The organism is Microcoleus sp. B3-A4, from assembly GCF_036705385.1.
Lineage (GTDB): Bacteria > Cyanobacteriota > Cyanobacteriia > Cyanobacteriales > Microcoleaceae > Microcoleus.
This window is the reverse complement of the sequence record NZ_JAUBUI010000003.1, coordinates 134,029-147,436: the sequence shown is the minus strand read 5'-3', so window position 1 is coordinate 147,436 and position 13,408 is coordinate 134,029. Positions and strand designations below refer to the sequence as shown.

General features: G+C 50.0%; 6 protein-coding genes. 1 reads left to right on the top strand and 5 read right to left on the bottom strand.

The annotated features are described in order from the left end of the window. Positions 1-186 precede the first annotated feature (186 nt). Complete coding sequence (gene hmpF, locus QUB33_RS02985; RefSeq protein ID WP_333347008.1) at positions 187-1,932, top strand: pilus motility taxis protein HmpF; 1,746 nt, start codon at positions 187-189, stop codon at positions 1,930-1,932. Here the strand turns inward: hmpF and tilS are convergent. The 5 genes from tilS to QUB33_RS02930 form a co-directional block, all read right to left on the bottom strand. Further along, the gene (gene tilS / locus QUB33_RS02980) at positions 1,929-3,074 is read right to left on the bottom strand and encodes a tRNA lysidine(34) synthetase TilS (RefSeq protein WP_333347005.1); all 1,146 of its coding nucleotides are present in this window, start codon (positions 3,072-3,074) and stop codon (positions 1,929-1,931) included. The genes hmpF and tilS overlap by 4 nt on opposite strands. Positions 3,075-3,204: 130 nt before the next feature. Continuing rightward, entirely contained in the window at positions 3,205-3,630 is a 426-nt protein-coding gene (locus QUB33_RS02975) for a KGK domain-containing protein (protein ID WP_190661800.1), read from the bottom strand. A gap of 1,056 nt (positions 3,631-4,686) precedes the next feature. Continuing rightward, positions 4,687-5,757 carry a c-type cytochrome biogenesis protein CcsB gene (ccsB, locus tag QUB33_RS02970; protein WP_333347001.1) on the bottom strand — a complete coding sequence of 357 codons (1,071 nt, stop codon included), beginning with the start codon at positions 5,755-5,757 and terminating at the stop codon, positions 4,687-4,689. Positions 5,758-5,901: 144 nt separating this feature from the next. Then, positions 5,902-10,050, bottom strand: coding sequence for a CHAT domain-containing protein (locus QUB33_RS29615; protein ID WP_445299498.1), 4,149 nt, complete (start codon positions 10,048-10,050; stop codon positions 5,902-5,904). Between the two features lie 1,218 nt (positions 10,051-11,268). Continuing rightward, a complete protein-coding gene (locus QUB33_RS02930; RefSeq protein WP_333346998.1) occupies positions 11,269-13,038 on the bottom strand; it encodes a DUF3352 domain-containing protein in 1,770 nt (589 codons plus the stop codon). Between the last annotated feature and the right edge of the window lie 370 nt (positions 13,039-13,408).

Genomic DNA, 13,408 nt, shown 5'->3' with positions numbered 1-13,408 from the left:
AGTTGACTAAAGATCGCACGCAGTGTTATGTTTAGTCAAGAACCTTTGGCTTAAGGGGGATAGCCTACTTATGTTGGGATTAGCCGTCTACCCAACAGCGTAGGAAGTAAACACCACTTATCTTTTAGGCCTTTAAGTAACTTAAAGTAAGTTGGGATAGGTTTTACGAAGCAGAGGACTATTAGTGTGCTGTATCTAGCGGAAGTACAAAAACAGAGAAGCGGCTTTGGTCTCGGTGGCGGTAAGGCTGAACTGAAGCTGCTAGCTTGTCAGCGGGGCGAACATAACTGGAGCGCCGTACCAGGCGATGACGCGATCCCAGTTGAGGAAGCTAATAAGTTTAACGACGGCACGCTGGTGCTGGTTGAGTTGAGCGCTAGCAAGCAAGTGCAGCGGATTCAGGAGGCGGCCCGCCAGTTGGTGAGCATTCTGCAAAATTTCTCGCGATTGCAGGACAAGTTTAAGGATAAGGAAGAGGAAATTGAACAGTGGAAGGCTTCTCTGACGTTTTCGAGTCAGGAACTCAATCGCCGGGAAATGGAAATGCAAGCCCGCGAAGAGCAGTTAGCTCAAATGGAAGAGGAGTTGGAGCGGCTGGAGGCTCAGCGCTCGGAAATTGAAAATACTAGAGATGAAGCTAACCGACTGCGAGAAGAAGTGGATCGCAGTCGCGTGGAAATTGAGACAGCTTGGGAACAGTTGCGGGGCGAGCAGCAACGGGTGGCCCAGCAGCAGTCTGAGGTTCCGCAGGGGGCAGTAGTTGATGAGCAGCAGACCCAGAGGATTCAGGAGTTGATGCAGAAGCTGGGAGGGGCAATTGCTTCTGCCCAAGGGGTGCGGGAACAACTGAATCAGTCTTTCGGTGCGGTGGGCGCTCAGCAGGCAATTCTGGATCAGCACTGGCAGCAGTTGGAGCAAAAACAGAGCATAGCTCAACAGCAACAAGAAGAGGTCGATCGACAAAATCAGACCCTCCAAAACCGCTGGCAAGAGTGGTACCAATCTCAAGAAGCTTTGGCCCAAGCTCGGGCGGAGCTTAAAGGCCAGCAAAGTACCCTCAGCGCTAAGCAGGACCAGGCTCAGTCCGTGTCTTTGCAGGTGCGGGCTGTTGAGGAGCTTTATCAGCAAGTTTCCAGGTTAGCATCTGCTTCGGGTGCTGCGCCTACGGAGCAAAAAGTAGATGTGTCAGCTTTAGAGAAGATGCCTGTTGATGAGTTACAGGGACTGGTGCAACACCTGCAAGAGGATTTGGAAAAGGTGTTCCGGTTTGTTAACGATCAAGAGGAGGAGTTGACTCTGCAGCGGGAGACAATCGAGGAGCTGCAAGGGAAAATTCAAGCTGCTAGCGAGTACGATCGCATGGCTTTGGAAAATGAAATGGCAGATGAACTCGAAAGTTATCAGATGTTAAACGAAACTCTGGTGGGACAGCGCCTCCGGTTGCAGGAACGGGAAGATGTTTTAAAGCAGCATCAGGCGGTTCTGTGGCGGCGACTGGGTACTGCTAATGCTCCAAAACAAGACCGAGGAGATATTGATTTGGGGCCGATTGTCGCACAGCTAAATACTCAGCGGCAGCAGCAAAGCCAAGAATTGCAAAGACTGGAAAATGAAATTCAGCAGGTGCGGGAAGCAGTATCTCAAATTGAGGCAAATGTCAACCGCCAAAATGGGGAAAGTGAGGCGAAACGCTACGAACTCAAGCAGTTAGAGCAGAATTTGTTCAACCAGAAAGGTGCAGTGGCGCAACTCTGGGGCAGGCTGAATGTTTATCAAGAAATGTTGCAGCCGGTGCAGGACAATTTGAATGCGCTACGCCAAAAGCTCGAAGCGGTGGCGGGGGAACTCGATCGGGTGCAGCAGACTGGAGAGGAGCAAGATCGGGTAGTTTCCGATTTGCGGCAAGTCCTTTCTGCTTTGATCGCAGCTTAAAATTTAATATCTAAAATTATCGAAGGGTGTTCGACTCGACCGATCGCTCCTCCAGGAAATGGATCGGTTTGCGATCGGTTGGGCGCTACGATTAAGCTGGTTAGTTTTTCTACGCTTTCAAAACTCGGCGCCGAGGGCAATATTTGTTGCAGTAGTTGCCGCATGGCCCGCCGCTGCAATGCCAGGGGTGCTTCCCGCAAAATCGGGCGATTTAACTTGACGGGAAGTTGAAAATTTACCTGCGGGCTGTCTGCAATTGGAGACATTGCTTGCTGTAGCAAGTCGCTGGCTGCAAGTTCGAGATATTCTACGTCGGCGCGGAGGAGTTCGGCTGTTTGAGCTAGCGCTTGTTGGGCTTTTGGGTTGAAATGAGTTTCCAAATAAGGCAATAATTCCGATCGAATCCGGTTGCGCGTATATTGTAAGTCTTGATTTGTAGAATCTTCCCAAATTGGTAGTTCTTGCTCTTGACAAAATTGACCTGTTTGCAGTCGAGTTATTTCGAGCAAGGGACGAACTAAATAGATTTGAGATTTTAGATTTTGGATTTTCGATTGGGAATTTTCATCGTGATTTTCCAATCTAAAATCTGCCGATATTTGGGAGTTGGGATTTTCGCCGGAATTCCCCAATCTAAAATCTAAAATCGGCAATTGAAAATCGAGCAGGGGCCGCGTCCAGGTGAGGGCAGAAAGTCCGTCGGCGCCGCTGCCGCGAATCAGGTTGTAGAGGAGTGTTTCGGCGCGATCGCTGGCTGTGTGGCCTGTAACAATGTAGAGGTAGTGGTGGGCGATCGCAATTTCGGTTAAAGCTTGATATCGCCACTTTCTGGCGGCTGCTTCTGTTTTGGGGATGTCCGAGGCTGTTTCCAAATAGTAGGATATTCCCCAGTTTTTAGCTAATTGTGCTACATGATTAGCCGACGCTTGCGAATCAGAACGCCAACGATGATCGCAGTGAACAATCGCTAGATCCCACCCCCATTTTGGCTGCAAATCTAGCAGTAATTTAATTAAACACAGAGAATCTTGTCCGCCGGATACTGCTACTAGCAAGCGCTGAGTTGATGGCAATATCTGTCTGTACAGCAGCGTCCTGTGAACTTGAGCGTGCAGGTGCGTCCAATTGGAAGATTCAGCCATGAGAGCAGTTTTTAATTAAGCAAAAATAAGGAAGTTAGACAACGAGCAGTGTACGGGATTTAACCGAGGGATTTTGAGCAAAAAAGGGGAAGCATCCCCCTCTCCCAATAATCTCTCAGTCTTTGCCTTCCTAGCTCCACATTCCTATACTTTGGGGGTCGCGGTCTGGATACCTAGAAATAGGAAAGTGATTACTTATTTCTGTTGAGTCACATTGATTTAATGACTCATCTATATCGGTTTGAGGTGAGCTATCTACGGCGTAGTTTTGCACGGTGTCCGATCTTTCAGCAGCGGCAGGAAGGGCTTTTTGTTCCTTGATTTCAGGTTCTAGCGGAATAAACTCCAGACGCATTCTAAGTTTTCCTTTAGTCCAGTCTTTACCAGCACTTAATAGCTCGCAATCGAGACCGTCTGAAAATAATTTTTCGTCTACCAATTTTGACTGCATAATGGCCATAAATTCGCTGACTTTGAATGTACATTGATACATTAAAGCGCTGGTAGGGGCAGACACAACATCGTCGTCTTGGGGAAATATTTTCGATTCGTCCATATTAATTGTCGTTATTTTAATGAATGAAGGAAGTTCGGCAACGAGCAATGTACGGGATGTAACGGATGTAACGGAGGTGAGGAAGACCGAAGTTATAAGAAGAAAGAAGGCCCTTCCACTTCGCCATGGGTAAAAAAAGGGAAGAAGGAAGAGGGAGTTAATTATTAGAATTTCGCTGGTTGAGTAAGGTGGGAATTGCCCACCCTACAGTTAGAGAGTCGATGGCAGAGTGTCCCCTACCATCTCTCCTACAAAACCGTGCTTGCGACTTTCACCGCACACGGCTCCTGAGTGATGTAATCCTGGTTATGGATACAGTATGATCGCATAATGATCTGATTTCTACCGCTTGATAGTTTTCCTTTTACCCCTACATCCCACCATCAGATTTTTCTGTGGCATTAGGCTTTTAAAGGGCTACTTAGTCTCTATCTTTTACACCACCCGGCGCTGTCAGCATATCTCTGCCATTACAGCAGAGCTTTGGCTTCTGCAACCATCCCTCACACTCACAGTTTACGGTTAGCAACCTACTTAATTATTTAAGGGCTGTGAGTGCTTTACTTCGTTCCGATTACACATTGGTTGAACATGACAGCGTAATGCTTTCCACCGGGTTTATGGGCAGTGCTTGTAAGTCAATCCGATAATTGCTTATGCCCTATCCTTGCCTTTTGGCTTGGTCTTTCAGCCGTTTGACCATCTATCATAACGGTGGTTCAGACACATTTTTGCTTTCGCTACGCATAAGTTCTTGCTCGACAGCTACCCCATTCGGCTAGGAGTCTTCTGCCTTTTATCCCCGCTTTATCCTGTTAGTTGCTATTTAACATTGATAGGGGATATGCTTTTACCGCTGCACCTGCGGACTGGGACTTGACTTAATGTCTCACCCAGAAGTGTAATCAGTTATCATTGACTCATCTGAGTCAGGCTAACCGTCCCTGAATAGGAGTACCTATCCATTTAGGCTAAACGAATCGCACACCGGAGATGATATTAATCCCGAGTCTTTGACTTATCCTGTTCTTCTGTGGCCCATTGGTGGATCGGGAATTAGAAAAACCAACCGTAGGAATGCAAACCTTTGCCTAACAGATTAACGCCTAGATAGCAAATCCAAACTACCACAAAACCTGTGGCTGCTAAAATTGCTGGGCGTCTTCCCTGCCAGCCACGAGTAATGCGGGCGTGCAGGTAGGCAGCAAATACCAACCAAGTAATTAGCGCCCAAGTTTCTTTCGGGTCCCAACTCCAGTACGATCCCCAAGCTTCGTTAGCCCAAACCGCACCGGCAATAATGCCAACTGTCAGTAATGGGAATCCTAAACCGATGATGCGATAGCTAATGTTATCAAGAGTTTCTGCTAGATTCAATCGCTGGGGCGAGAGAAGTTCTGCGGTTTGAGTTGGGGGGGTTGATGGGCTTTGAACGGTTGCTAATTCGAGCACTGCGGTGGTGCCCAAACCGTTATTGTTGGAGTTGAAAGAGGGCTCGCTGAAAACTAATGCGCTGTCGGCGCTGGTTTCTGCATTTTGAGGTTCGGGGTTTTGAGGGCGTTGGAGGCGGTAGTTGCCGTTGCGGTTGCTGTTGGTGCCGAAGGAACTACCGGTGAGTTCGATTTTTTGGCCGCGGGTGACGATTAAAAAGGCGATCGCCAGTAGCGCTCCTACCATTAAAGTTGAGTAACTGAGCATCATGACGCTAACGTGCATCATCAGCCAGTTTGATTTGAGCGCGGGTACTAGGGGCTCTGCAGATTGCATGGTTGCGGGCAGAGTCAGGGCTGCAAAGGCGGATATTGCCATTGCGACGGGGGATGTGGCTACTCCTACTAAGCGGGAACGGCTCATGTTTTCCGCGACTAGGTGGATGGCGGTGATTCCCCAAACTAGGAAAAATAGGGATTCGTAGAGATTGCTTAAGGGGAAGTAGCCGGCTTCTATCCATCGAGAACCGAGTAAAGCGGCGATGGATAGGTTGGCGACGGCCATTCCTGCGGTTCCTAGGGCCCCCAGGTAGGGAATGCCGGGGAATGCTGCGCCAACCCAGTAAATGAGCATTGTTGAGAACAAAACGGCAAAGGAGATGTTGTCCAGCCAGTTCTGGAGTACGACCAGATCCATAAAAATTACTCCGGTAGTGTTTTTACTTATTTTTGCTAACTAGATCGATCGTACTGGGGTTGGGCAGTTTTGGGTTTGGGATTTTGAATTTTTGTGGCAATTATGAGTGGTTGGCGGTTGTTGAGGTGCGAGTGGGCGATCGACTCACCAAGGATTGCCAATCATTCTAAAAGCAGACCAATAATAAGGATGAGAGAAATTCTGACTCGTCGTGTTTGCCAATTCCGGGGGTAGCGGCAGATTGCCACCAGAAGTGTGCAGCATCCCCCCTTCAATTCGCACCTCTTGGCGCAACATCGCTAATTGCGCTTGCCGCAGTGCTTCTGCTTTAATCGGAGCAGTTTTTAACTGCCCGTAAAACTCCGTCATCAACCCCAAACTGCCCTCGTCGCTGACATACCAGAGAGTCGCCATAGCCGATTTAACCCCGGCTTGCACGGCTAACCCGCCAAAGCCCAACTCGGCCTCTCGATCGCCCACAGCAGTTCTGCAAGCGCTCAAAACTAACATTTCAACTTGCGGGCTGTGCCAATTCATTTGCCGCAACTGATCCAAACGCAATTTAGTATCCCACAACTGAATAAAGGATTCGCTGGGCTCTCCCGATCGAAATTCGGCGTGAGTAGCCAAGTGAATCATCCCAAAAGGCTGCTGCTGGCGCTGCGATTTCAAATTGGCCAGGGTGAAAGCTTCATTCAAGAAAGACTTACCCGGCCACTGCTGCGGCGTGATTGTGGATACTTCTATTTCCACCGCAGGTAAAGGACTCATATCTGGAAATTGCGACGCCCCCATGGCCAGAACTTGGGTATTTTTGAAATTGGCGGGGCTGCTATCTGTCAAACTGAGACTCGGCATCGAGCCAACACTGTAACGCTCTACCAGAAAGCCTTTGCCGTCGTGTAGGGCGCCCATCGGTATCGATCGCAACCCCATATCTGAGATAAAAGATAAATTCTCAATGCCTTTGGCTTGGAGTTCTGCTTCGAGCGGCGCTACCATCCACTGGTAGAGTTGCTGAGCCAAGGGCAAATAACTTTTAGTGTTGCGCTTTACCGGATTAGTCAGTTCATCGCGAAATTTCCGAACAGCTTCCATTACCTGGGCGCGAGAGGTTCCAGGGATGCGCTGGCGAACGGGTACACCTTCCGGGGTAATAACCATCATTTCCAGTTCGTCGGAGGCTTGAATTTGCTGTTCTACGCGCAAGATGGGGGAACTGCTGTAAGGCCGAGCGACTGTAGAGCCCGTGGGTACAAAGCTGATATAAATGAGAGCTGGTTTGATGCCTGTGGCTTGTTGGACACTGCGAAGGGTATTTTGGGCATCTTCTAAGGTGGCGATCGCAGTTGTTGATGGCAAATTTAGGTAATCGACAAACTCGCTGGTAAATCTCTCCTCGACGGGAAAAATAACGGCGTCGAGGTTGGTGGGCAACTTGGAAGCGTCAAGATTCCCAGACGCGGGAGGTGAATTGCGCTGTTGCAAGGAATTAGATATCTGGTTTTGCTCTTGCAAGCTGGGGGAAAATAAACGATTTGTGCTGGGCGGCTGGTTGGCTGCGATCTCCGGTGTCGGTATCGGTGCGAGATTTATGGGCGCAGCAGCAGGCGCAACCGCTGGATTTTGAGAAATTGTCGGTGCGATCGGCAAATTTGATACCGGCGCTGGCGCTGGCGCTGGTGCTGGTGCTGGCGCTGGCGCTGGTGCTGGTGCTGGCGCTGGCGCTGGTGCTGGCGCTGGTGCTGGCGCTGGTGCGGGTGCTGGCGCTGGCGCTGGTGCGGGTGCTGGTGCCGGCGCTGGTGCTGGTTCCGGTGCTGGCGCTGGTGCTGGCGCTGGTGCTGGTGCTGGTGCTGGTGCGGGCGCTGGCGCTGGTGCTGGTGCTGGTGCCGGCGCTGGTGCTGGCGCTGGCGCTGGTGCTGGCGTTAGTGTTTGTAAAGGCGCTGGTGCTGGTGCTGGTGCCGGCGCTGGTGCTGGTTCCGGTGCTGGCGCTGGTGCTGGCGCTGGCGCTGGCGCTGGTGCTGGTTCCGGTGCTGGTGCTGGTGCTGGTGCTGGCGCTGGTGCTGGTGCTGGTGCTGGTGCTGGTGCTGGTTCCGGTGCGGGTGCCGGCGTTAGTGTTTGTAAAGGTGCGGGTGCGGGTGCTGGTGCTGGTGCGGGTGCGGGTGCTGGTGCTGGTGCTGGTGCTGGTGTCGGCGGGGGTACAGGTGCAAATATAGGTGCGGGTGCGGGTGCGGGTGCGGGTGCGGGTGCGGGTGCTGGTGCGGGTGCTGGTGCTGGCGCTGGAACTGGTGCGGGTGCTGGTGCTGGTGCGGGCGCTGGTGCGGGCGCTGGTGCTGGTGCGGGTGCTGGTGTCGGCGCTGGCGCTGGCGCTGGTGCTGGTGCTGGCGCTGGCGCTGGCGCTGGTGCTGGTGCTGGCGCTGGTGCGGGCGCTGGTGCTGGTGCTGGCGCTGGTGCGGGTGCGGGTGCTGGTGCTGGTGCGGGTGTCGGTGCTGGTGTCGGTGCTGGTGTCGGTGCTGGTTCTGGCGTTGGTGCTGGTGTCGGTGTTGGTGTCGGTGTTGGTGTTGGTGTTGGTGTTGCTGCTGGTGTTGGTGTCGGTGCTGGTGTTGGTGTTGGCGATACTGAAGAAGCCGTAATGCTAATTTGGGTCGGCTGTACTATCTGAGGGTCGGGGCTGAAATAACTTCCCTGTGTAATCACATTTTCCTTCTTCGGACCCCCAGTGGCAATGCTGCCAGCAGTACCGTTGAGTTTGTTATAGTCGGGCCCGACGCTGAAAGGAGTGTTCGAGGCTTTGCCACCGTGGCGAAGGGTGATATCTCCACCATTAGCGCTACCAGTAGTGGATGCGGAAATGCTGCAAGGTTGGGACAAGCAGTTGTTATCGTTGGTGAAAGTGCCTGTAGCTCGGAAATTACCGCCGGCTGTAATGTAAATCTCTCCTCCGCCTGTTCGGCCTTCGGTGTTGATATGGGTTACTTCGATGTCGTTGCGGGCGTTGAGGGTGACTGCGCCGCCTTGTTTTTCTTCGGAGTTGGCGTCTATGGACCCTGTTTGAATGCTGCTTGAGGGTGCTGCAATACTAACGTTTCCGGCGTTGCTGGTTTTGTCGATCGACTCTGCGTTGATATTGCCTGTTTCTACTTTTCCTGTACGGCTGGTGACGGTGATGTTGCCGCCTGCGGTGGTGTCGGAGTGGGAGTCGAGATCGACAGTGCTAATATCACCACTAGCTTCTAGGGCGATCGCACCGCCTTGGGAACTTGTCAGGTTTCCGCTGACTGCAATGCTGTTAGCGGCTTGAATTTCGATCGCCCGAGCGTTTGCATCTTTTAGTGCAACGTCCCCGGCAGCTACGGCTCGGTTAGACCCCGTGAGTACCACTTCACCACTGGCATTGACGCTGATGCCTGTAGCGTTTGTTTCACCGATGCCTGTGAGCAGTTCGGGCAAGGATGCGATCGGCAATGCCGAAGCTGTTACCGTTGTTCCAGTGCTGCTCGTCGCTGAGGGCGGCTCGATTTCCAAACTCAGCAAATTGTCTCCCTGGCTGACGCGCACTAAATTTGTCCCGGAGACTGATGCTACGGTAAGTTGACCGCCTGGGGCAGAAAGGCTGCCTGTGCTGACAACGGTGCCGCCGAGCAAGGTTAAGTTCTGCCCTGACTTGACTGCTAAGTCTGCCGTGCTGATAATTGCCCCTGCTCGATCGGCTCCAAAAGCAAAGGAACTGGGCGCGCCTGTCAGAGATGTGTAAGTGCTACTACCGTTGGCGTTAAACGAGTTTGAACCAAATCCAATACCGGTGGCGGTGGTTGCTGTGAAAGAAGCCGGCACGTTTAAACTAGCACTGTTGCCAAATATGATGCCGGATGGATTCATCAGAAACAAGTTAGAATTGCCGCCGGTTACTTGAATTAAGCCGTTAATAATCGAGGGGTTGCCGCCGCCTATGCCCGCTAAAATGTTGCGAATGTTGGGGTTTGATATAAAGTTGGCAATCTGATTTTCCGACAAGCCGAATTCTTTAAAGCTGTGGAAAAGATTTTGTTGATCGCTCGATAATTTTCCGCCTTGAATATCGAAGCGACTTGGCTGCCCAGGAGTTCCGTTTTGGGCTGCGGGAGTGACGGTAGTGCCTGTTGCGTCCGCCGCTGGAACAATTGTTTGACCTTCGGCTTTTGCTTGCAAAAAGTAAATATTTATTAAGACTATTTGCAGAGCAAGTGTCAGTTTGCTTATTCTTGCTTTTGAGATAAATTTAGACTTTTTTTGAATATTTTTGGCGTTTTTCATGGGTTTTTAATGGGTAAAATAAATATAAATCACAGAAATTAGGTAAAGAAACCGGCTTTGTAGAAAAAAGTTGGTTGACTGCTATATCACTAAATATCTGCACCTGTGCTGTGTCGGGTCAATTTGCGTAGAAGATTGGAAATCTACCCCTCATTTTTACAGGGGGTATTTGTGAGGTATTCTGGTAGTCTTATTGCTAAGTAAGGTTTGCGTCGTTAATGTTCACGTTCCCTTGTTAGGAAAGCGATACGCTTAGCTAAAAACCTGTCCATTCGTTCCTTAATCGCCTTCGACAGTGCATAATGCTGACGTTTAGATCACCGTGTCATCGATGAACTTAGTCAGTTAAGACACTTGACTGCACGTTCCGATGTTGTACAGGTGCTGACTAGGAATGCCAAGCTCTGGATAGATTATTCGGAACGGTTGAAGACGCTATATCTAGGAAGCAACCGGGTTTCTGACTGCCAGTGCATTCAGGAGTCAATGGGTAGAATTTGCCTCTGCTTTTACAATTTTTTCAGCGTAGCTTTTCCACAATCTAAATATAACTCGCAAGGCCTAGGAGCTGTATCTTCCGCATGACATATTATTAAAAAAAACAAAAACGGTACTTTTAGAGGCACTCCCCCCCCCTAGAAACCGGGTTGTTTAACTATTATTCAGAGTTTGAAGGAAGTATCGGGGTTCAAAAACTAGGTTTCTGCGTCCAAGACTGACCGGGAAATATCCCCAAATATTTTATAGAAAATAAAAAATACTCTACACTTGCCAAAAATTAAAATTATGAAAAGAAGAAATGAGAAGGAGTCAGAAGACAGAATTCTGACTTATGAAGACCTCATGCCTGAAGCGAGGGTTAACGGTCACGGAAATATTTTTTTGTGACCCACGATTAAAATCGGGGGCTTTAAACCTCGATTTTCCATCCTTTCGCACATAATTCCTTCTGGATGCTGGCTCCTGAATCCTGAATTTTTTTTCAAAAATTTAAATTGTTAGGGTGTTCAGGAACCCGGTTTATTTAAATAAAAAACCGGGTTTTGGGTTTTTTTTGTCTGAGCTTTTGTGAAGTAAAGCTACTTAAATCCGGCTCTATTTCCCTCTTATAGTCAAGTCCACTATTGCCGATTTCGAGCGGCTGCTTTTCGATTTTAATCGATCGCCCTGTTGGTACTTAAGGGGGTGGGCAGGCGGATTTGTGGAAGGATTTAAGAGTTAATTGGGTGAAGTTTGGACAGTGGGCGAGGGACTGGGTGAAACAGGGCGCGGTGAAGCAGGACTCGGTGAAGCAAGACTGCGTGAAGGATTTGCAGAAGGAGTGGATTGGGTGGATTTTTTGAGACCGACAAAAGCGTCGTAACGGGTGGTACGATCGCCAATGACGGCCGCTGTAACGCCGATCGACCGCATGGCGTCTATCCACATTTTTTGGTTGGGAGGAAACTCCGGCAAAGCTAGGTTTTTCGGGTTAAACGCACTCTCGATGTCGATGAAGAAATTGCCGTTGTGGGGTTTAAGTTGCGATCGTACAGTTTTCTGGAACAGTTCGCTGCTTAAAAGCGGACTTTTGGGTGCCGGAACGATCGCATCAACTACGGGAGCTCCTACTGTCATAAACGCTACATCGTTCATCCAACCGCGAGTTACCGTAATCCCTCCAAACGGCGATGTCCATTTAATCGCCGGTTTGCCGCCGACTTGAATTTCCTCCACTCTAAACCCTTTCATTTTCATCGTTTCATCAAGCTGTTTCAGGGATTTGTTGGCAGCGCCCCGGTTGTTTGTTTCCACCATAAATACAAATCCGGCAGCAAATTTGTCTCTGGAATTCTGGGCGGGCGCTGGTATTAATGATAGAGAAAATTCTCCCGCCATCCAGTTCATCAAGTCTTTATCTAAATCCATGCCGGTAGTGGATTTTAAACCTGTGCGTAAAACTTGGGGATTAATTGGGGAAATCGGGTTCGCATCGGCTCCCAATACGTAGTCTTGCCACAAACGCTGCAAGTTGCCGCCTGATACCATCATTATTGTATTGCTTGGCAGGCGGTCAACCATTTTTAGAGCATTGTTTTCTACTGCTATCCTTCTGGTAGAATCTGGTTTTAGCCAAGAGACTGATTTGAATCCAATTCCTTCTGCTTCCAGCGTCGCTGTGGTGGCAAATCCCTGATTTTGTTGCAGTTTTTCGAGGTTTTCTGGCGAAATTTCACGGACTGAGTTGGCGGCGGAATAGGCGGCGGCAACGGGCATATTGACGTAGATTTGACCGAAGGCGCCCGGACTTTTTATTTTATCTATGGCGTCTGCATAGCCGGGGGTTTTTGCTAGGGAAGGTTCGCCTTTGTAGGTGTCGATTATTCTGTCTGTAGCGCTAGGATCTGTGGTGACTGCTAGATAGTTGGTGCCGAGTACCGCGACTGAGAAATTGCGATCGGGTACGCCTTGAGTTTCTGTGACTTGCACGCCTTTATAATTACGCTCAACTATTTTTCCTTGGCTGAGAGGCCTGGGTTTTGCTAATAATTCTTTGGCTTTGAGCGGGTTGGCAATTGGCAGGATAATTGCCACTGACTGTTGAATTGGGGGAGATGGGGGCGTATTGGGTGGGGGCGGGGGGGCTGGTATAGCTATTTTGTTGCGAAGAAAAGCCACCATTGCTGTGTTACCCACCCAGGGTTGAATGTCTTGCTCGTAGGCGTAGCCGTTACTTGTGAGGAGGCGATCGCGCATTTCGCTTAAAAACCTCTCAAACGAAGCTTTTGACTCCGGCGTGCCAAACTCTCGCAGTCTATTCCACTGCGATTGATCGGTGCTGATGGATAGGGCCATCATCGTATCTTGCGGGACAACGGTTGCCCCCGCCGGCAAATCTTTGGCGGGCCCACGGGAAATGACGAGGTAGTAGGTGACAAAGCCTAAACCGATCAGAAGTGTGGCGGCTCCGATCGTAAACAGCAGGGAAGATTTATCTTTCTTAAACATTATTCGTAAGGTTCGGGTGCTCGCAACATCATAAATTATATTGGGCATGGGGCATGGGGCATGGGGAATTGGGCATGGGGCATGGGGCATGGGGCATTGGTAATTTGTTGTTTTTTATTTGTTATTAGAAAAACTACTAACCAGTAACCACTAACCACTATAGTCCTAGACGCAGAAACCCTTTTTTTACTAAATACTGGATTTGAGCGTTGAATCCTGGTAAAAAACCTGGTTTCTTTGGTATTTAGGCATAAGTCCTACACTAACTACTCCCGCTCCCCAATTCCCAATTCCCGATGCCCAATTCCCAATTCCCGATGCCCGAGCCCCAATTCCCGATGCCCGATGCCCAATTCCCAATTCCCCGATG